The sequence below is a fragment of the Pseudomonas sp. GW458-11-26-14-LB4 genome, from assembly GCF_059423925.1.
Genome location: NZ_JBWKYU010000001.1, coordinates 551,658 through 572,254, shown reverse-complemented (window position 1 = coordinate 572,254; position 20,597 = coordinate 551,658). Strand labels below are relative to the sequence as shown.

General features: G+C 61.2%; 17 protein-coding genes. 4 read left to right on the top strand and 13 right to left on the bottom strand.

Going from position 1 to position 20,597, the window contains the following annotated elements; translation table 11 throughout:
* Positions 1–211: 211 nt before the first annotated feature.
* From AC07XZ_RS02650 to AC07XZ_RS02640, 3 genes are read right to left on the bottom strand one after another with little or no spacing between them, the layout of a single operon-like run.
* A complete protein-coding gene (locus tag AC07XZ_RS02650) occupies positions 212–883 on the bottom strand; it encodes a GNAT family N-acetyltransferase (RefSeq protein WP_102688441.1) in 672 nt (223 codons plus the stop codon).
* A 12-nt stretch (positions 884–895) separates the two neighbouring features.
* On the bottom strand, positions 896–1,342 hold the full coding sequence (locus tag AC07XZ_RS02645) for a GNAT family N-acetyltransferase (RefSeq protein ID WP_085747959.1): 447 nt from the start codon (positions 1,340–1,342) through the stop codon (positions 896–898).
* 10 nt (positions 1,343–1,352) lie between these two features.
* Positions 1,353–1,976: an FMN-binding negative transcriptional regulator gene (locus AC07XZ_RS02640; RefSeq protein WP_085747958.1), complete on the bottom strand. Its 624-nt coding sequence runs from the start codon at positions 1,974–1,976 to the stop codon at positions 1,353–1,355.
* A 92-nt stretch (positions 1,977–2,068) separates the two neighbouring features.
* On the opposite strand from AC07XZ_RS02640, the gene pdxR reads away from it, so the two are divergent.
* The gene (pdxR, locus tag AC07XZ_RS02635; protein WP_102688440.1) at positions 2,069–3,622 is read left to right on the top strand and encodes a MocR-like pyridoxine biosynthesis transcription factor PdxR; all 1,554 of its coding nucleotides are present in this window, start codon (positions 2,069–2,071) and stop codon (positions 3,620–3,622) included.
* Here the strand turns inward: pdxR and AC07XZ_RS02630 are convergent.
* From AC07XZ_RS02630 to aspA, 7 genes are all read right to left on the bottom strand, one after another.
* Positions 3,619–8,232 (bottom strand): dermonecrotic toxin domain-containing protein, encoded by a 4,614-nt coding sequence (locus AC07XZ_RS02630; RefSeq protein WP_102688442.1) that lies wholly within the window; start codon positions 8,230–8,232, stop codon positions 3,619–3,621. The genes pdxR and AC07XZ_RS02630 overlap by 4 nt on opposite strands.
* A gap of 117 nt (positions 8,233–8,349) precedes the next feature.
* Positions 8,350–9,453, bottom strand: coding sequence for a polyamine ABC transporter substrate-binding protein (locus tag AC07XZ_RS02625; protein ID WP_102688439.1), 1,104 nt, complete (start codon positions 9,451–9,453; stop codon positions 8,350–8,352).
* Complete coding sequence (locus tag AC07XZ_RS02620; RefSeq protein WP_007954279.1) at positions 9,450–10,475, bottom strand: histone deacetylase family protein; 1,026 nt, start codon at positions 10,473–10,475, stop codon at positions 9,450–9,452. The genes AC07XZ_RS02625 and AC07XZ_RS02620 overlap by 4 nt, the downstream gene beginning before the upstream one ends.
* Positions 10,476–10,607: 132 nt before the next feature.
* Positions 10,608–11,606: an AraC family transcriptional regulator gene (locus AC07XZ_RS02615; protein ID WP_102688438.1), complete on the bottom strand. Its 999-nt coding sequence runs from the start codon at positions 11,604–11,606 to the stop codon at positions 10,608–10,610.
* An 88-nt stretch (positions 11,607–11,694) separates the two neighbouring features.
* The gene (locus tag AC07XZ_RS02610) at positions 11,695–12,699 is read right to left on the bottom strand and encodes an asparaginase (protein ID WP_102688437.1); all 1,005 of its coding nucleotides are present in this window, start codon (positions 12,697–12,699) and stop codon (positions 11,695–11,697) included.
* Between the two features lie 99 nt (positions 12,700–12,798).
* On the bottom strand, positions 12,799–14,244 hold the full coding sequence (locus AC07XZ_RS02605) for an alanine/glycine:cation symporter family protein (protein WP_085747953.1): 1,446 nt from the start codon (positions 14,242–14,244) through the stop codon (positions 12,799–12,801).
* 442 nt (positions 14,245–14,686) lie between these two features.
* Entirely contained in the window at positions 14,687–16,111 is a 1,425-nt protein-coding gene (aspA, locus tag AC07XZ_RS02600; RefSeq protein ID WP_003229645.1) for an aspartate ammonia-lyase, read from the bottom strand.
* A 180-nt stretch (positions 16,112–16,291) separates the two neighbouring features.
* Between aspA and AC07XZ_RS02595 the strand changes: the two genes are divergently transcribed.
* On the top strand, positions 16,292–17,203 hold the full coding sequence (locus AC07XZ_RS02595) for a LysR substrate-binding domain-containing protein (RefSeq protein ID WP_085747952.1): 912 nt from the start codon (positions 16,292–16,294) through the stop codon (positions 17,201–17,203).
* A 57-nt stretch (positions 17,204–17,260) separates the two neighbouring features.
* Here the strand turns inward: AC07XZ_RS02595 and AC07XZ_RS02590 are convergent, their stop codons facing one another.
* From AC07XZ_RS02590 to AC07XZ_RS02580, 3 genes are read right to left on the bottom strand one after another with little or no spacing between them, the layout of a single operon-like run.
* A complete protein-coding gene (locus AC07XZ_RS02590) occupies positions 17,261–17,848 on the bottom strand; it encodes a zinc metalloprotease (RefSeq protein ID WP_085747951.1) in 588 nt (195 codons plus the stop codon).
* Between the two features lie 34 nt (positions 17,849–17,882).
* Complete coding sequence (locus AC07XZ_RS02585; RefSeq protein WP_158247738.1) at positions 17,883–18,221, bottom strand: zinc metalloprotease; 339 nt, start codon at positions 18,219–18,221, stop codon at positions 17,883–17,885.
* A 45-nt stretch (positions 18,222–18,266) separates the two neighbouring features.
* The gene (locus AC07XZ_RS02580) at positions 18,267–18,488 is read right to left on the bottom strand and encodes a hypothetical protein (protein WP_102688436.1); all 222 of its coding nucleotides are present in this window, start codon (positions 18,486–18,488) and stop codon (positions 18,267–18,269) included.
* 494 nt (positions 18,489–18,982) lie between these two features.
* Between AC07XZ_RS02580 and purE the strand changes: the two genes are divergently transcribed.
* Both purE and AC07XZ_RS02570 read left to right on the top strand, forming a co-directional pair.
* Entirely contained in the window at positions 18,983–19,474 is a 492-nt protein-coding gene (gene purE, locus AC07XZ_RS02575; RefSeq protein WP_007954291.1) for a 5-(carboxyamino)imidazole ribonucleotide mutase, read from the top strand.
* 10 nt (positions 19,475–19,484) lie between these two features.
* Positions 19,485–20,567, top strand: coding sequence for a 5-(carboxyamino)imidazole ribonucleotide synthase (locus tag AC07XZ_RS02570; RefSeq protein WP_085747949.1), 1,083 nt, complete (start codon positions 19,485–19,487; stop codon positions 20,565–20,567).
* Positions 20,568–20,597 lie beyond the last annotated feature (30 nt).

Below are 20,597 nucleotides of genomic sequence, written 5' to 3'. Positions count from 1 at the left end.
GTCCTTTTGTTATAAGCGGGGCGTCCTGTATAGCGGAGGGTTTTTACAGAATGATGTACGGACTATGTGCATTCTTTTGCAGTTCAGGCCTCAGATTTGGACGTTCATCTGCAATTCATTGCAGATCCGACGGTGGCGAAGAGTCGAAATCGCAGCCTTGGACATCGCTTGAACGAGATGACACAGGCTGCGCTCTTTTACGTTCACTGGTTCAACCGCGGCACTCAACCAACCCCTTCACCTGCCCATCCGCCGTCTGATTCTCATCGCTCAACCAGCGCTCGAACCCCGCCGCAATCGCCGGCCATTCCGAGTCCAGAATCGAGTACCACGCGGTGTCGCGGTTCTGGCCTTTCACAACCATGTGCTGGCGAAACACACCTTCGAAGCTGAAGCCCAAACGCTCGGCCGCGTATTTGGAACGGGCGTTGCCGTTGTTGCATTTCCATTCGAGGCGGCGGTAGCCGAGGGCGAAGGATTCTTTGGCCAGCAGGTAGACCGCCTCGGTGCTTTTCGGCGAGCGCTGCATCGGGGCGCCGAAGGTGACGTGGCCGATTTCGATGCGGCCCTGTGCCGGGACGATCGACATCAGGCTGAGGATGCCTTGCACCTGGCCGCTGGCGCGGTCGATGACGCTGAAAAAATACGGGTCGCTGTGGGCGGCGTGGTTGTTCAGCCAGTCATTGAAGGCGCTGCGTTCCGGGAACGGGCCGTAGGGCAAGTAATCCCAGAGTTTCGGGTCGGCGCCGGGGCCTTGCAGGGCGTTGAACAGGTCGTCGCCGTGGCGTGCCGGGTCGAGTTTTTCCAGGCGGATGAAGCGGCCTTCGATCAGGGTGGTGGAGGGTGGCGGCACGCCTTTCCAGTCAGCGAGAGAAATCGTCATGCGCGTGGCTCCTTAAATGGCTTTGCGAAACTGGATGAAACCCGGGCGCTCGGCGATGCGCTCGTAGAGCTGGATCGCCGTGGCGTTGGTTTCGTGGGTCAGCCAGTGCACCTTGCAGCAACCGTCGGCCTTGGCCGTGGCGTACACGTGTTCGATCAGCAGGCGACCGACGCCGGTGCCACGGGTTTGCGGCTCCACCAGCAGGTCTTGCAGGTAGCAGGAGTTTTCGATGCTCCAGTTCGAACGATGGTAGATGAAATGCACCATGCCCACCGCTTTGCCATCGGCCCAGGCGAGGGCGGCGTGGGTCGGTTCGTTCGGGTCGAGAAAACGCTGCCAGGTGCTCTGGCTGACGGCGTCCGGCAATTCAGTGTTGTAGAAGCGTAGGTAGGCCTGCCACAGCGGCAGCCAGGCCGCGTGATCGACGGCGCTGACCGGACGGATGTCGATCTGACTCATGGTGATTTCCTTAACGCATCAAGTGAGCGAGGGTTTGATCGTTGATGTCGGAGCTGGCAGCCAGGCCTTCGCGCACGCCGGCGATGTCTTCGGCGCTGCGGTTCTGGCTGAGCTTGCGCTTGCCTTCGAGGCGATCGATCGGAATGGCGAACCCGACGATGGCCTTGAGCATGCCGTCGATGTAATCGGCCGGGGCATCGTCAACCGACCAGGGCTGGGCGCGGCCGGCCTCATGGCGGTTGGTGAGGGTGCTGACGATGTCCAGCAGGCGACCACCGTCGCTGAAGGTTTCGGCGTGACCGTAGGCGTGCACGGCAACGTAGTTCCAGGTCGGCACGACTTTGCCGTGCTCGGCCTTGCTCGGGTAAAAGCCCGGGCTGACGTAGGCATCGGCACCGGGGAAAATCAGCAGGGCCTCGGCGCCGTCGCGCAGGTCTTTCCACTGCGGATTGGCCTTGGCCAGATGCCCGTACAGCGTGCCGTTCGGACCTTGTTCGCGATGCAGCAACACCGGCACATGACTGGCTTGCAAGCCTTGTTCACCGTGGGTCACCAGGATGGCGAGGCGGGTGGCGAGGATCAGTTCGTGCAGTTGGGACAAGTCGTCGATGGCAAAGGCGCGGGGTGTGTACATGGAGAAAATTTCCTTGGCGAATGCCTGCATCGTAGGCAGGCTATTGGTCTGTTGTAAGAGCCATTGATGACCAATTTCATAGGTCCATTGTGATGCCCGATTCGACCACGCTGTCACTGCCGTTCAACCCTGCCGGTATCGAGCTCGACCGCCGCAAAGGGCTGAGCCGTCAGCTCTATCAGGCCTTGCGCCTGCGGGTGCTCGACGGACGTCTGGCCAGCGGCACGCGCCTGCCGGCCAGCCGCGATCTGGCAGCGGCGCTGGGGATTTCCCGCAACAGCGTGGTGCGCGCCTACGATCAGCTGTATGCCGAAGGTTTCATTGAAGGCCGGGTCGGGGACGGCACTTATGTGGCGCAGTTACCGCAATCGGTGGCGCCCGCGAAAAAATTATCCACAAAAGTATCCACAGGGTTTTCAACAGGCTTACCCACAACCTTATCCACAATTTCGGTCAATTCCACTGGGGATTTATCCAGCAAAGTTATCCACAGTGGTGCATTGCAGCGGCTTGAGCAGAACCATTTACCGACGCCACCGAGCGGTCCGCCGCGAGCATTCCGGGTCGGTGTTCCGGCGTTTGATCTGTTTCCGTTCGACGTCTGGGCCAAGCTGAACGCGGCGTTCTGGCGCAAACCCGATTTGCAGCAACTGTGTTACGGCGACCCGGCGGGCGATGCGCGCCTGCGCGGTCTGATCGCCGCTTATTTGCGCAGTTCGCGCGGCATGCAGTGCTCGGCTGAGCAAATTGTGATCACCAGTGGCGCGCAACAGGGAATCAGCCTTTGTGCACAGTTGCTGGTGGAGCCGGGCGCCGGCGTAGGCATCGAGAATCCCGGCTATCGCGCAGCGGGTCATGCGTTCGCACTGGCCGGTGGTCGATTGCACGGTATTGCCGTGGACGAAGAGGGCATCGACTGCGCGGCACTGGCGGCCGCCGAAGATTGCCGGGTGGCTTATGTCACGCCGTCTCATCAATACCCGACCGGGGTGGTGATGAGCCTGGCGCGGCGTCTGGAATTGCTGGCCTGGGCCGAGCGCACCGGCGGCTGGATCGTCGAGGACGACTACGACGGCGAGTATCGCTACACCGGCGCGCCACTGGCTCCGCTGGCTGCGCTCGATCGCCAGGGTCGCGTGTTGTACGTCGGCACTTTCGGCAAGGTCGCGTTCCCGGCGCTGCGCCTGGGTTATCTGGTGTTGCCGCCGGGGCTGGTGGAAGCCTTTGCGCAGCGACGCGCGGTGGATGTCCGGCATTCGGAAGTCAGCACTCAAGCGGTGATGGCCGAGTTCATGGCAGCCGGGCATTTCCAACGGCACATCCGGCGGATGCGTCGGGCAGCCCTCAGTCGGCGTAACGCCCTCATCAACGGTTGGCCGCAAGGATTGGCGGGCGTGGGTGAGCTGCCGGCGGTGTCAGCGGGACTGCATCTCACCGTGGCGGTCGACAGCGTGGCCCGCGAACAACAGCTGATCGAGCAGGCCGCCAGCGTGGAAGTGGAAGTCCACGGCCTGAGCAAGTATTGGCTGCCTGACTCGACGACCCCGATCGATCAGCGCGCCGGTCTGGTGCTGGGTTTTGCGGCGGTGCCGGAGCCGGCGATCGAGTCGGCACTGGCCCGTTTGCGCGAAGTCTGGCGCCCTTAACCGTCTTTCAGTTGAGCCTCCGCCTGCGATTTCAGGAACAGGTCGCGCACTTGCGGATCGACGATACGCCGTAGTGCGTTGTCGACGGCATCGAAGGTGTTGAGTGCCTGCCGGGTTTTGTCATCGAGCGTCTGCAGATAGGCATCGGCCGGTTTCAGGTGGGCGGTGGTGTACAGCTCATCCGCATCCCCGAGCTGGTCGTAGTGGAAGTGCGCCACCCACAGCGGCTTGTCAGCGTTGTTCCTGTCGAGAATCCGGTACTCCTGAAAGTAGTCCCCGCGATAACGGGTACGAATGCGCCCGCGAGGGTCTTTGCTGACCTTGACCTGCCCGTTGTCGTTCAACCAGTGGAAATAGGTTTCCCTAGGTTTGCGGTGTTTAAGCATGGCCGCATAGACCGCAATGCCTTCGGCCTGTGTGCGGATGGCACCCGCGCGCAGGTTCGGGATGAGGGAGGCCACGGGCCAGGGATCCTTCCTGGCGTTTTTTCTTCGGGTAATGGCGCTGTCGACGTCATTGGCCGCTTGCTTGAGCCGCGCGACTTGCTGTTCGAACATGTCGCGGATGTCGGCGGGAATGCGCCCTGGTCGCTTGGCATCCTCGCGGGTCTTGCTGTTGAACCGGTCGATGTCCGCTTCAAGCTGGATGGCCGATGAAAGAAGGTCCTCGTCATCCTTGGGCACCTTCGGGTCAGGCCGTCGAGTGGACAGTTTGACGAACGCGACCTCTGCGCTGGAGTCGCTGCCCGAGGCAGTGGAAGCCTGCTCGTCCACCTCTGGGCGGGGGCGGCTCTTGGAGACCTTCACTTTGGACTGTGATGTGGAGGGCTGGGGTCTGGACTTGACGGGTGCCGGTCGTTCCTCAGGTTCAGGCAGTTCCGTGGTCAGTCGATTGCGAGCCAGCAGGTGGAACTCGCCGATCAGCTCGCGAACCCTGTCGAGTCGGGCCTGGACGTACTGGCCGGGATGGTCGGCTGGCAGCCGTTCGACGCGTTCACCAAGGCTGGCGAAGAGGTCGTTCCATTGCGACAGGCGCTCGATACGCGCCGGCTGTCCGTCAGCGGTGACCGCTGTCTTGTTCAGCAGGATCAATTCGTGACCGGCGTCGGCAGCCGTGGCCGTGATGATCCCGATGGCAGCACGGGCGGCATTCATGGCGGCCCCCGGCTGTTCCACGACACAGCGTTCGTAGGACATGCCGATTTCATTGGCCTTGAGATCGAGCGGGCTGAAATCCGGCAGCAGCAATTCCAGTCGTGTGGCCACTTCTCTGGCCTTGGCCGAGTGGCTGTTCAAGACGTGCAGCGAACGATCCAGGGTCTGCAGGGTGGCAATCATTTCGTCGCTCATCGCGGTGGCGACGGTGGCTATTTCGATCTGCTTGTTTCGCGGTATCGCTGTCTGGTTGATTGCGCTGTCAACGAATATTTGCGTGGTCTTGGCATAAGTCCGCATCTTCACTCGCAGCCACGAGCCAAAACAGCGGTGCTGACCCAGAGTAAGGCTCATCAGTCTGGCCTGGTGTACCGAGCCGCCGCCCCCTGCCTCGCGCCAGATCTCGAGTTGGTCCAGGGCCTTGGTGTAGTCATTGCCCAGCTTCGTGGCGCGGTCCAGATAAATGGACGCGGAGTGCTCGAATCCGGCTTCGCTGATATCCCGTGGAAGGGCGACCAGTGCTCGCAGCAGCAGTGTTTTCGCTTCGGTTTCGCCTGCTTCAAATTGTTCCAGCTCAGTCCACGCTGCATCCATGATCTGTTTTTTGGATCGACGGAATGCCTCGATCCGGCTTCTCGGCATGCCGCCGCGCAAGCGCAGTTTCGGGTCCCAGTGCCATTGTCCGGCCGTCTCGTCGTATTTCAGGGCCATGCCGATACGCTGTGGGTCGGCCGGGTCAACGATGTGAACCGGCTCGCCTGGCCGGGCGATCACTTCAAACCAGCGCATGCCGACCTGGACGCACGTCTTGCCGTCGAGGGTGTAGAGGTGAGTGACCGACGAGGCTCGTTTGCCGCTCAAGTCAGGTGCGGCGATGCTGAAACGGTCGAGCATCGCGATGAAGCGTGCGCTGGTGCCAGGTCGCAACAGCGTCCCCTGTTCGAGTTGAGTGAAATGATCGGCAGGGACTTCGCCGGTGACAACCAGCGGATCGAGGACGACGGATGGCGCGACCGCTGGCGCAGGTTGCGGCGTTCTCGCGGACGCCACGCTCTCCGGCGTCCCTTGCTCGAACTCGTACGATTTACTCCGGCGCGGCGACCAGGAGCGGTTGCGTCGTACCACGGCGTGCTGAGTCATGATGATGCCGAGGGTGAGCAGAACATCGGCGGTGGATTGCCAGGCCACCAGATTGTCGTCGCGTTCATGGGCATCAATCGCCTGCTGGATCTGCGTGATGGTCTGCCAGACCCAGACAGCGGTGCCGGCTGCGCCGCTCATGAAATTTGCGGCGACGCTGAAAATGGCCCAGCCGCTGTCCGCCAGAAGTGCCCAGCGACGCTCACGGTTGGACTGTGACTGACGGTTCGCAAGCTCGACCAGTGCCTGACTGTTCGCCGCGTACAGCGCAGCGAGGATGTCGCCGTCGAGCGGCGCATTTTCCAGTTCGATCGGGCCGGTCAGGTCCAGATGCATGAACGGTTCCGTGGCCAGTTGAGTGACGATCCACGGCGAGGGCAGACCCACCGGGAAGGCGTATTGCGAGTACTCGAAACTCAGGGCCGCGCTGCCCATCCAGGCGAGTACCGAATTGCGCAGTTCGCCCGCCTGATACAGCGCATACATCAGGTTCTGCAACGAAGCGAACTGCATCAATGGGGTGTCCAGCAGCGGTCGGTACAAAAGACAGGGACCGTGTGCGTGATCTCGCGGACAAATGATGAACATGTTGGCGACCACATCCGAACGCCGGCTCAAGCGGCGGCGTGGGACGAACGCCAGAGGCCGGATGGTCACCGGATGTTCGGCCGCCGGCAGTTTGCGGTTGATGGCATCCATCAACTGGCAGACATAGGTATAGCCACGCTCATCGATTGCACCCTGGCGTCTGAGTTTGCACTCCAGCGCGAGCATCGGCAGAAGCGTCGGCAGCTGGCGCAGATAGCGAGTCCGGTGCGCGGTCGAACGGATCGGGTCATCGATCAGCGCGCGTTTGATCAGTTGCGGATAGTGACCACCGATGTCGACCTTTTCCGCGACGGCGGTCAGAAAATCCACCGTCAACCAGCCAGGTACGGCTCGGCCATCGTCGAAGGCGATCGTGGCCTGGTAGGGCGTGGCGTTTTGCAGGGCAAATTCACCCAGGGTTTCGTGTACCTGATCAAATGGATTGGGCAGCGTGAAGCCGCCGGTTTCGAGGCTGTTCGTCACCGTGATTCGCAGCTGTTCCAGAGGCAGGTCGGCGGCGCCTTCAGCGCTTTCGTCGGCAATGATCGCTTCACGCATCCGGCGTTCGGCGTAGGGTTTGATCAGGGGAATGTCGTCTTCCCTGAACGCGCCATTCCCGGCTTCGTTGCGCAACGTGCCGAGCTCGGCAACGTAGCGACTGTAGTCCTGCAGGTCATGCGCCGACCCATCGAGCAACCAGTCGGGAATGGCCTCTTCCAGCTGGTCGAGCCGAGCCCGCTCAAGTGGGCTGAATCGACTGCGGCGCTGGCGGCCGGAACCGGCGTGGGCACTGATCGACCGGCTGGCGGGATCCAGTGCCTCGATCGCGCCGAGCTGGTTGCTGATCTGCGCCTGGGCGACGGCATCGAAGATGTTTCCTTCGGGCTCGATCAGGCGCCATTTCAAGGAGCGATCGGACAGCCGGGGATCGAGTCGCTGCGGCAATGTTTCTCCCAGCGCGGTCAGCGAGTCGAATGATTCATAGCCATCGGCAACGGTGTACATCAGGATCCGGTTTCGTTTTTTGACGGTGGCGGTCAGCACGAGAGCGCCGGCGACAAGCAGGTGTGTGCTGTCCTCACCGTCGACCAGTTCGATGTCCATCAGGCAGGCTTTCAGTCCGACGAAATCGTTGGCTGCGGTCGAGCGCTCACTCCGGTCCGGATGCTGCGCGACAAATCGTGCGAATGCGCATTCGTCGGCGTCCCAGCCGCTGGCCGACTGCACATTTGCCGCCGAGCACAACTGATCGGACAGCTCTTGCCAGCGTGGCTGGCCATTGGCGGACTCGTTCCAGTAATCGAGCTGACGCTGCTGATATTCGAGGAACAGAAAAGGTGCGAGGTCGTTCACCAGCGCAGTGATGTCGTCCATGCTCACCGGCAGAAGAGTGGGAGGAACTGCGTTGGGTGTTCGGGTCAGGAAGTGCTCGCCTTCGATGTAATCGGCTGTGGTCTTGTGCAGGCAGTGCTGGATGAAGGCATGGGTCAGCGACTCGAAGGCGAAGACCCTGGCGGTGTTCTCTGAGGTGTCGGCCTCGCGCAGAGGTGTCGCGAGCATGCAGTGATCCGGATCGATGTGTTGGTCGGGATAGCTTTTGTTCAGTCCTTCGCGCAACAACGTCGAGGCGACTTGATGCAGCGAGTAGCCCTGGCCGGTCAGTTCGACCAGCCGGCTCTGTTTCAGCAAAGGAGGGGAAACGTCTGGGGCGGCGGCAGGTTCAGTCATGCTCATGTCCACGGGGAAAAATCGGACACTAAAATCCTGGCCGCGCTGCGATGCGGTACATAGATCTTGCAGGCAAAAAAAGACCCGCGGCTGCGGGTCTGGTTGGGTCGCAGCGCTTCAGGTGCCGGACTTGATCTTGGTCCAGGCCCGGGTGCGCGCCCGTTCCGCATCACGCGGCAACGGTTGCAGGGTGTAGAGCGTGTTCATCGCCGCATCGGTCGGGTACAGATTCGGGTTGTTACGAATCGCCGGGTCGACAAGTTCGGTGGCGTCCTTGTTCGGGTTCGGATAACCGACAAAATCGCTGACCGGCGCAATCACCTGCGGTTGCAGCAGGTAGTTGATGAAGGTGTAGGCATCCTGCGGATTCTTCGCACCTTTCGGGATGGCAAGCATGTCGAACCAGATCGGCGCGCCTTCTTTCGGCAGACGCATGTCCACCACCACGCCATTCTTCGCTTCCTTGGCGCGGTTGGCCGCTTGCGAGAAGCTGCCCGAATAGCCGACGGCAACGCAGATGTCGCCGTTGGCGATGTCGGCCATGTACTTGGACGAATGGAAGTAGGTCACGTACGGGCGAATCTTCATCAACAGCGCTTCAGCCTTGGCGTAGTCCGCCGGGTTCTTGCTGTTGGGATCCAGGCCGAGGTGTTGCAGGGCCAGCGGCAGAATCTCCGATGGCGAGTCGAGCAGGGCCACGCCGCACTGCTTGAGCTTGCTGATGTTCTCTTCCTTGAAGATCAGGTCCCAGCTGTCCACCGGCGCGTTGTCACCCAGCGCGGCCTTGACCTTGGCCGGGTTGAAGCCGATCAGGATGGTGCCGTACATGTACGGCACGGCGAACTTGTTGCCCGGATCGTTGGCTTCGATCAGCTTCATCAGTTTCGGGTCGAGGTGGTTCCAGTTCGGCAACTGGCTGCGATCCAGCGGCTGGAACACCCCGGCCTCGATCTGCTTGGCGAGGAACACGTTGGACGGCACTACCACGTCATAACCGGAGTTGCCGGTCAGCAGCTTGGCCTCCAGCGCTTCGTTGGTGTCGAAGATGTCGTAGACCAGTTTGGTCTGGCTGTTCTGCGCCTTGAAATCTTCCAGTGCCTTGGGAGTGATGTAGTCGAACCAGTTGTAGACGCGCAGGGTACGTTCTTCCGCATGAGCGCCGCCGCTGCTCAGCAGCGCCGCGCACAACGCCGGCGCGATGAAGTGCTTGAGTCTGCTCATTGTTCGAAACCTTCAAGCACGTTCACCGCGTTGATGCCGATTTCTTCCACCGCGTAGCCACCTTCCATGACGAACAGGGTCGGTTTGCCGAGGGCCGCGATGCGTTTGCCCATCGCCAGGTAATCCGGACTGTCGAGCTTGAACTGCGAGATCGGATCGTCCTTGAAGGTGTCGACGCCCAGCGACACGACGATGATGTCGGCGCCGTAGTTGTCGATCTCCTGGCAGGCCTGATCCAGCGCCGCGCTCCAGACATCCCAACCGGAACCGGCCGGCAGCGGATAGTTGAAGTTGAAGCCTTCGCCGGCGCCTTCGCCGCGTTCGTCTTCGTAGCCGAGGAAGAACGGGAATTCCGCTTCCGGATGGCCGTGGATCGAAGTGAACAGCACGTCGCTGCGCTCGTAGAAAATCGATTGGGTGCCGTTGCCGTGGTGGTAGTCGACGTCGAGGATTGCGACCTTCTTGTGGCCCTGATCGAGGAACGCTTGCGCGGCGATGGCGGCATTGTTGAGGTAGCAATAACCGCCCATCAAATCACCGGCAGCGTGGTGTCCCGGTGGACGGCACAGGGCGAAGGCACCACGGGCGCCACGCTGGATTTCCGCTTGTGCGGTCAGTGCCACTTGCGCCGCGCTGTACGCCGCTTGCCAGGTGCCGGCGGTGATCGGTGCGCCGCCGTCGAAGCTGTAATAGCCGAGCTGGCCGTGCAGGCTGGTCGGTTTGACCTGACGCAAGGTGCGCGCCGGCCAGGTGTAGGGCAGCAAGTCACCGTCGGTGTTGAATTCGGTCCAGCGCGCCCAGGCGCCTTTGAAGAAGTCGAGGTAGTCGCGGCTGTGAATGCGCTCGATCGGCCCGAGGCCGAAATCCTTCGGCGCCTCGACCGGGCCGAGGTTTTGATTTTTCACCCGTTGCAGCACGTGGTCGGCGCGCGACGGCATCTCGAAGCAAGGTTTGAGTTGCCCGTCGATCAATTCGCAGCGGCCATGGTGCAGGTGGTGATCGTCAGAGTAGATCGTCAGCATTTGTTGTTCTCCGCAGGGGCTGATTCGGTTGGCTCCAGTGTTACGGCGCGGGGCGAATCGGAGAACGGCCAGAAAGGCCAAAAGGGGATCGATGTGGCCAAAAATACTGACCTGATATCGCCCCTCGACGGTTTAACCGTGTGGCCGGAACTGACTCGGTGCCACACCGCTCCAGCGCACGAAGGCATGGCGGAAGCTTGCGGTCTCGCTGAAGCCGAGGTTTTCGGCGATGCGGTAGATCGGCAACTGATCCTCGCAAAGCATCTGCTTGGCCCGCTCGAAACGCAGCTCGTCGAGCAGCTCCTGATAACTGCAGCCCATGTCCTTCAGATGCCGGCGCAAGGTGCGTGGCGAGCAGTTCATCTGTTGCGCCAGACCTTCCAGCCCCGGTGCGGCATTGAGTTGCGCACTGAGCAACTGGCGGATCCGCCCCAGCCACGCCTGGCGGCCGGTGAACTCGGTGTTCTGTTTGCGGCAACGCTCGGCCATGGCCTGGTGAGTGATGATGTCGGCCAGCGGCAGCGGCTGGTCGAGCCAGCGCCGGTCGAAGGCGAAGGCGTTGTCCTTGGCGCCGAAGTGCAGCGGCGCCTTGAAGTGTTCGGCGTAGCTGTCGCGGTAATCCGGTGCGGTGTGTTCGAAGCGGGCAGCCAGCAATGGCAACGGATGGCCGAGCAGGTCGTCGCAGATGACTTTCAGCGACACCAGGCAGAACTCCGCGTTGAACACCGCCATCGCCGGGCTCTCGCGATAATCGGCGGCGACAAACCAGACGCGCTCGCCGTCATCTTCCAGGCTCAGCTCGAAAAGTGTTCCCAGCAGCGCCGGATAACGGATCGCCAGGCGCAAAGCGTCACCGAAGGTGGCACAGGTCAGCAGCGCGTAACCGAGGATGCCGTAGCAGGAAACATGCATGCGCCGGCCCAGCTCCAGACCGATGTCGTGTTTGAGCGCGACCGCGTTGGCGCAGACCTGCATCTCCTGATTGGTGGTGATGCGGGTGTCGGCCCGGCTCAGATCCGCCGCGCTGATGCCGCTGCCGGCCAGCAGCGCTTCGCTGGACAGGCCCTGATCCCTGAAGGTGTTGAGCACCAGGGAGACGGCGTTGAGGGTGGTGAGGTGGGAGTGGAGCATCGCGAACTTCCAGCCTTGGGATGCTGGAAACGGCAGCAAGTTGCATGCCGGGCTGTGGGAGCAGAGGTGCTCCCACAGCTTGTTGCGATCAGATGAGCTCGCCGCACAAGTCGAGTTCGACCAGTCGCCGCACTTCAGCTGTCTCAAGACCCGCGCCAAGCAATCCGTTCAACTTGCCGAACGCTGCTTCGCGGGTCATGCCGCCACCGGACAGCACGCCAACGCCACGCAAGCGGCTGCCCGCTTCGTAGACATCCAGCTCAACACCGCCTTCATGGCACTGCGTGACCGCAACCACCACGACACCGTTGTCCCGCGCCCGGCCAAGGCTGGCGAGGAACTCCGGATTGTCGCTCGGCCCGGTGCCGCTGCCGTAGCACTCCAGCACCAGACCCTGAATGCCGCTGTCGAGCAGGCCGTCGATGATCTCGGCGCCGATGCCCGGGAACAGCGGCAATACCGCCACCTTGGCCAGTTGCTTGGGCTGGTTGTAGTTCAGCGCTGCCGGCAGGGACGTGGCCTTCAAGCCGCCGCCCTGACGCTCCAGGCGTTTGAACGGATGACGGCCGAAGCTGCGCACTTTCGCGCAACGGGTCGGCGCCAGCAGTTCGCCGTGGAAATAAAGGTGTACACCCGGCGCCAGGCCTTGGCCGAGGGCGACCAGCGCACCGCTGAGGTTTTCCCAGGCGTCGCTGTCGGTGACGCCGGCCGGCAGCATCGAACCGGTGAAGCACACGCGGGCATGCAGGCCGAGCAACTGGAAGCTCATGGCGGCGGCGCTGTAGGCCAGGGTGTCGGTGCCGTGCAGGATCAGCACGCTGTCGCAACCTTGCACATCGACGGCATCGACGACGGCTTCACGCAGTTGCTGCCAGTAGGCCGGGGTCATGTTGGCGCTGTCGATCAGCGGCGACATCTCGCGAAAGCGCCACTGCGGTACGACCAGCTCAGGCTGGCTGTGCAGGTAGTCGCGCATCCGCGCTTCGAAACCGGACGCCGGGGCCAGGCCATTGGCGCTGGCCTGCATGCCGATGGTGCCGCCGGTGTACAGCACCATGACGTGCTGGGCGGCAGGGTAGGTCGAGGAATTCATGGGGAGTTCTCCTGAACGAAGACAGCATGCGGTCGAGCATGACGCCGACCGCCGCCTGTGTCACGCCGGGCGCAAGACCTGCGCCCGGTTTTTACCCGATCAGCGTTGCGCTGCAGGGATGCCTTGCGGCTGAGCGTCGGCCTGGGTGTCGGCCGACGGATTGGCAGGCCAGGCCTTCAGGTCCAGATCCAGGTCGCTGAACTTGCTGGAGTCGAACACCGGCTGGTCGACGCCGGCGCGACGCTGCGCATCGTAGTCGCGCATCACGCGCATGCCGACCTTGAACAGCATGGCCAGGGCCACCAGGTTGACGAAGGCCAGGCAGGTCATGGTGATGTCGGCGAAGGCGAACACGGTCGACAGATCCTGCATCGAACCCCAGACCACCAGCGCCAGCACCAGGCCGCGGAACGTCATCAGCGCAGCGCGGTTGCGGGTGAGGAACTGCAGGCTGTTTTCGCCCAGGTAGTAGTTGTAGAGGATGCAAGTGAAGACGAACAGCGACAGCGCGACGCTGACGAACATGCGGCCCCAGTCACCCACCACGGCGGCCAGCGAGTTCTGGGTCAGGACGATGCCGTCACCTTCGAAGCCCGGGGTGTAGAAGCCCGACAGCAGGATCAGCAGCGCGGTGCAGGTGCAGATCACGAAGGTGTCGAGGAACACGCTGAACGCCTGAACCACGCCTTGAGCGCCCGGGTGCTTCACGGCGGCCACGGCGGCGACGTTCGGCGCACTGCCCAGGCCCGCTTCGTTGGCGAACACGCCACGTTTCACGCCCATCACGATGGCGCTGCCGAGCAGGCCGCCGAAGGCCGGGTCGAGACCGAAGGCGCTCTTGAAGATGGTTTCCAGCATGGCTGGCACGTGTTCGATCTGGGTGCCGATCACGTACAGGGTCACGCCGATGTAGGCCAGGGTCTTGATCGGTACCAGCAGGTCGGACACCGAAGCGATGCGCTTGATGCCACCGATGAAGGTAATGGCCAGCAGCACTGCCAGGACGATACCGGTGTGTTGCGGATCAAAGGCAAAGGCGTTTTGCAGCGAGTGGGTCACGGTGTAGGACTGCAGGCCGATGAAGGCGAATCCGTAAGTGACCAGCAGCAGAATCGAGAACACCACCGCCATGCCTTTGAGTTTCAGGCCGTGCTGGATGTAGTAAGCCGGACCGCCACGGTACAGGCCATCGCCATCGGCGCGCTTGTAGACCTGGGCCAGCGTACATTCGAAGAAGCTGCTGGACATGCCGACCAGAGCGGTCACCCACATCCAGAACACCGCACCCGGACCACCGAGAGTCACGGCGATGCCGACACCGGCGATGTTGCCTGCACCGACGCGGCCGGCGAGGCTGAGCATCAGGGCCTGGAACGAGCTGAGTTGCCCGGCGCTGCCTTTGAGGCTGTCGCGGAACACCGCGAACATGTGGAAGAAGTGGCGCAATTGAACGAAACGCGAGCGAATCGTGAAGTAGCTACCGAGCCCGACAATGAGCACGATCAGTACTTTCCCTGAGAGGAAGTCGTTGATGACTTCGAGCATGGATTTTTCCTCGCTGTTTATTGTGTAAGCAAATGCTGGATGGTCGGAAACATCGCGTTACACCGGTGTGCGTGCGGCACAACGGGCGAGGCGAGGGTTTCGTCCCGGATCCATATCGCGGGTTTGTTATTAGTTCGGGTTTCGCATGGGTTATGGCCTCGTTACCGACGACCGCTCACGCGAAGAGGGGCGGCACTATACCGATCAGTGCGGCGCCCGTCTGCACGGTTGTGGTGCAAGCGACGAAACGAAGCTTTGAAACACCCGACGTTACCGGCGTCGGGCTTGTCTGGGAGCCGGTTTGCAGCCAGCTTCCATACATACGGTTCTCAGGTTCAAACAGTTAAAAAAAAGGGCTCGGGGAATGCTCCCCAAGCCCTCAAAAGGTGAGAGGTGTCTAGTCCCTCGACCTGGTGAGCGGTGCTACAAGTAACGCGTCGGATCAGGCCTTCAGAGGCACCAGACGCGGAGCAATCATGTTTTCCGGGCGCAGGATGTCGGCGAGCATGGCTTCGTCGAGCAGACCTTCTTCGCGCACCAGTTCCAGCACGCCGCGGCCGCTTTCAAGGGCGATACGGGCGATGCGGGTGGCGTTTTTGTAGCCGATGTACGGGTTCAGTGCGGTGACCAGACCGATCGAGTGTTCGACCAGTTCACGGCAGCGCGCTTCGTTGGCGGTGATGCCGACGATGCAGTGCTCGCGCAGCATGTCCATGGCGCGTTGCAGCAGGCGGATCGAGTCGAGGATCTTGAAGGCGATCAGCGGCTCCATCACGTTCAGTTGCAGTTGGCCGCCTTCGGCTGCCATGGTCAGCGCCAGATCGTTACCGATGACCTGGAATGCCACCTGATTCACGGCTTCCGGGATCACCGGGTTGACCTTGCCTGGCATGATCGAGCTGCCTGGCTGACGCGCCGGCAGGTTGATTTCGTTGATGCCGGTGCGCGGGCCGCTGGACAGCAGGCGCAGGTCGTTGCAGATCTTCGACAGCTTGACCGCGGTGCGCTTGAGCATGCCGGAGAACAGCACGAAGGCGCCCATGTCGGAAGTGGCTTCGATCAGGTCGGCGGCTGGAACCAGCGGTTGACCGCTGATCAGCGCCAGACGCTGTACGGCCAGGGCCTGGTAACGCGGGTCAGCGTTGATGCCGGTACCGATCGCGGTGCCGCCCAGGTTCACTTCGGTCAGCAGTTCCGGAGCCAGCGTCTTCAGACGGGCCAGGTCTTCGCCCATGGTGGTAGCGAAAGCGCGGAACTCTTGACCCAGGGTCATTGGTACGGCGTCTTGCAGTTGGGTACGACCCATCTTCAGGACGTGGTTGAATTCTTCACCCTTGGCTGCGAAAGCCTGAATCAGGCTGTCGAGGCTGGCCAGCAGCGCGTCGTGACCCAGCAGCAGACCCAGACGGATCGCGGTCGGGTAGGCGTCGTTGGTCGACTGCGCCATGTTCACGTCGTCGTTCGGGTGCAGGTACTGGTACTCGCCTTTCTGGTGACCCATCGCTTCAAGAGCAATGTTGGCGATCACTTCGTTGGCGTTCATGTTGGTGGAGGTACCGGCGCCACCTTGAATCATGTCGACCACGAACTCTTCGTGGAAATCGCCGCGGATCAGACGTGCACAGGCTTCGCTGATGGCAGCGTGCTTGGCTTCGCTCAGGTGACCCAGCTCACGGTTGGCGTCAGCGGCGGCCTGTTTGACCATCGCCAGACCGACAACCAGCTTCGGGTAGTGCGAAATCGGAACGCCCGAGAGGCGGAAGTTATTCACCGCTCGCAGGGTCTGGATGCCGTAATACGCTTGAGCAGGGACTTCGAGGGCGCCAAGCAGGTCGTTTTCTGTGCGGAATGATGCAGCGGAGGACATGATAGAAATCATCTCGATATGGACCCGGTCTGTGCCGGAACGCTGCGAATGCTAGGCTTGTGGGAATTTTTGGGCCAATGCTGTTAAACACTGCCCTATGCACATTCGGCATAATGCCCGTGTGACGCCGCGTGCGCGGCAGACGTGTGACCTGTTTTGGTGCGTGTCCGGGAGGACGTGATGAATCTGGAAAGCAAATGGCTCGAGGACTTCAGTGCTCTGGCTGCCACCCGCAGCTTCTCGCAGGCGGCCGAACGGCGCTTCGTGACCCAGCCGGCTTTCAGTCGGCGGATCCGCAGCCTGGAAGCGGCGCTGGGCCTGACGCTGGTCAACCGCTCGCGCACGCCAATCGAGCTGACGGCGGCGGGGCAACTGTTCCTGGTGACCGCGCGCACCGTGGTCGAACAGCTCGGTGAAGTGCTGCGCCATCTTCATCATCTGGAAGGCGGGCAGGGCGAAGTGATCCAGGTCGCGGCGGCGCACTCGCTGGCGCTCGGTTTCTTTCCGCGCTGGATCGCGCAATTGCGCAACGAAGGCCTGAACATCGCTACCCGGCTGGTGGCGACCAACGTTGGCGACGCGGTGCACGCGCTGCGTGAAGGTGGCTGCGATCTGATGCTGGCGTTCTACGACCCGGACGCGGCGATGCAGATGGACCCGGAGATCTTCCCGTCGCTGCACCTGGGCCAGACCGAAATGCTTCCGGTATGTGCGGCAGATGCCAATGGCAAGCCGCTGTTCGATCTGGAAGGCGAGGGCAGTGTGCCGTTACTGGCGTACAGCGCCGGGGCGTTTCTCGGACGCTCCGTGAACGGCTTGCTGCGTCAGCGTCAGCTGCGCTTCACCACGATCTATGAAACCGCCATGGCCGACAGCCTGAAAAGCATGGCGCTGGAAGGCCTCGGCATTGCCTGGGTACCGCAGCTGAGCGTGCGGGCCGAGCTGGCGCGGGGCGAACTGGTGGTCTGCGGCGGCGCGCAGTGGCATGTGCCGCTGGAGATTCGTCTGTACAGATGCGCGCTGGTGCGCAAGGCCAATGTGCGGTTGTTGTGGCGCAAGTTGGAGGGCGGCGCGGCGAGTGGCAATAGCTGAGTGATGGAAGCAGAGGCGAACTTTGTTTTCGCCTCTGCCGAGTCTCCAGGCGAACGGTCAGCCTTTGCTGGCCAAATGGTTTTGTATGTTTTCCCGGTTTTTCTGGCTGAAACTGTAACAAATGGATCTGAGTGGATGGGGTTGTGGGGTCATGTACGTTTCACACCACCAGCCGTTGTATTGAATTTCCGAATCTTCATGTCGGGCGCCCAGCAAGTGACCGACTTCATGACCCACAGTGATCCGGCTGCCGAGAGAAGAGATTGCAAAGTTTCCGGTATTGAGTGGAGGCCATAGCAGTGCAGCCCCCCCAGTCCTCTCATTCAGGTTTTCTTTAGTCAGCAGAACGACCTGATCCAGCGGGCCAGTCTCGAAGCCTTCGGCCTTGGCCAGCTCCAGGTATTGGCGGCCCAGTATTTCCCAACTTTTCAAGGTCCGTAGCGGGTCATCACCTTTGTAGTTGAACTGGCTGTAGGGTGCGCCCCTGCCAAAGACAACATTGAATTTTCGATCGATAAAGCTTTCCAGCTCTTTCACAAAAGGCTGGAAGTGCTCGGCGTAAATACTCGTGGTTGTCGTCGCCGGAATATCGTCGTGAACGACGGCGAAGATATTGATGTCTCGTTTCTTGTTAACAATGGTCATCCGTAATTCCTTTTTAAGTTCGGCATGCCTTGCCTCAGTCCCAGTCTTCCTCGGGACGCAGGGTCGATTGCACTGGGCCTGTTACAACTTTTGTGCTCAGGTACTTACGAATGTTTTCTCGATTTTTATCACTGAAACGGTCGGCGTTGCTTCGCAGTGGAGAGAACTCATCACTCGACATGACCGTTTCGCTCCACCATCCGTTGTAGAGAATTTCGGCGTCTTCATGTGTTGCACCGAACATGTGCCCTACTTCGTGAGCGGCCGTGCTGACTTTTTCTGTCGAGGCGATACCCACGTAACCTGGGAGTTCGGCAATTCCCCGTGTACGGCTGTTTATAGAGTTGCGCGTCAGTAACAGAAACTTGATCAAGCGCAGGTCAAGATTAGTGTTTCGATACTTGTCGACCTTGGTTTTCTAAGCGCTCAGCGAGGCACGTTCGTTCAAGTTTTGATACGGATGACTGCTCAGGTCCCTTGCTTCTGATGGTTCGATCAGGCGAATCAGCATTTTGCGGCCGGTAATGTACTCAATCTCCGCTGCAAGCCAGGAGAAGTGCCTTTTGTATAGATCTTCCTTAGTGTAGTCCGACAGGTCTTCGTGGATGAAAACTTGTAGTGCTATTGGTTCCTTTAGCATGTTTAAATCCTTTTAATGTTTGAGTTGTTGCGGGTTTTTAGCAATGCGCCCAGCTTGCGATGTATTGCAAGAGGTATAACGGTAGTGGGTATTTCTGGTTGATATTGATATTGCCGGTTGTGGTGATTGGCTGCGTCAGTAAGTTGTGGGTGATTGTTTATATACCATGCGCGATGAGTTATGACGCTCAGGAGTGTTTTGAATTTTATTACATGGATGCCGCAGTGAGTTAAGTGCGTTCCCGATATAACTTGATCGCTATGTATTTCGTTTGAACGGCAGAGGCGCTGTTCTTGATTTTCGAGTCAGTAAAATGAGTGGTTCGGTGCAGATGACAGATGGTCGCCACGGGGGCTGTTTATTGCTTTCTTTGCGGTATACTGCGCGGCCTTCGGCCGGTTCGTCCGGCCATTTTTCCTACAACAAGCCACGCATCCTGCGTGGCTTGTTGTTTTTGACGCGCCTGCGGGCGCCCAGAGAGAAGAGGCGCGACGATGAGTGCACTGGTTGGCGTGATCATGGGCTCCAAGTCCGATTGGTCCACCCTTAGCCACACCGCCGATATGCTGGAAAAGCTCGGCATCCCTTACGAGGTCAAGGTGGTTTCCGCCCACCGCACCCCGGATCTGCTGTTCCAGTACGCCGAAGAGGCTGAAGGCCGCGGCATCGAGGTGATCATCGCCGGTGCCGGTGGCGCAGCCCACCTGCCAGGCATGTGTGCGGCCAAGACCCACCTGCCGGTGCTGGGCGTTCCGGTCCAGTCGGCGATGCTCTCGGGCGTCGATTCGCTGCTGTCGATCGTGCAGATGCCGGCCGGTATTCCGGTTGCCACCCTGGCCATCGGCAAGGCCGGTGCGATCAACGCAGCCCTGCTGTCGGCGAGCATCCTGGGCGCCAAGCATCCACAATTCCACGCGGTACTGAAAACCTTCCGTGCCGAGCAGACAGACAGCGTCCTGGACAATCCAGACCCACGTATTGCCTGAGGTTGTTGAGATGAAGATCGGTGTAATCGGTGGCGGCCAGTTGGGTCGCATGTTGGCCCTGGCGGGCACCCCGCTGGGCATGAACTTCGCTTTCCTCGACCCTGCGCCGGACGCTTGCGCCGCTGCGTTGGGCGAACACCTGCGGGCCGATTACGGCGATCAGGATCACCTGCGCCAGTTGGCCGATGAAGTCGATCTGGTGACCTTCGAGTTCGAAAGCGTCCCGGCGGAAACCGTGGCGTTCCTTTCGCAATTCGTGCCGGTCTACCCGAGTGCCGAAGCCCTGCGCATCGCTCGCGACCGCTGGTTCGAAAAGAGCATGTTCAAGGACCTGGGGATTCCGACCCCGGCGTTCGCCGACATCCAGTCGCAAGCCGACCTGGACGCCGCCGTCGCTTCGATCGGCCTGCCTGCTGTGCTGAAAACCCGCACCCTGGGTTACGACGGCAAGGGTCAGAAAGTCCTGCGCAAGCCGGAAGACGTGGTCGGTACCTTCGCCGAACTGGGCAGCGTGCCTTGCCTGCTGGAAGGCTTCGTGCCATTCACCGGCGAAGTGTCGCTGATCGCCGTGCGCGCCCGCGATGGCGAGACGAAGTTCTATCCACTGGTGCACAACACCCATGACAGCGGCATTCTCAAGCTGTCGGTCGCCAGTTCCGATCACCCGCTGCAGGCCCTGGCTGAAGACTACTCCAGCCGCGTCCTCAAGCAGCTGAACTACGTCGGCGTGATGGCGTTCGAGTTCTTTGAAGTCGACGGTGGCCTCAAGGCCAACGAAATTGCCCCGCGCGTGCACAACTCCGGGCACTGGACCACCGAAGGCGCCGAGTGCAGCCAGTTCGAAAACCACCTGCGGGCCGTTGCCGGTCTGCCGCTGGGTTCGACCGCCAAGGTCGGCGAGAGCGCGATGCTCAACTTCATCGGCGTTGTTCCGCCGGTCGAGAAGGTTATCGCCATCGACGATTGCCACCTGCATCACTACGGCAAGGCCTTCAAGGCCGGGCGCAAGGTCGGTCACGCCAACCTGCGCTGCAAGGACAAGGCGACCCTCGAGCAGCAAATCCTCAAGGTCGAAGCGCTGATCGCCGAGTAACGACAGTTTCATCCGGCAGCGGCGGAACCA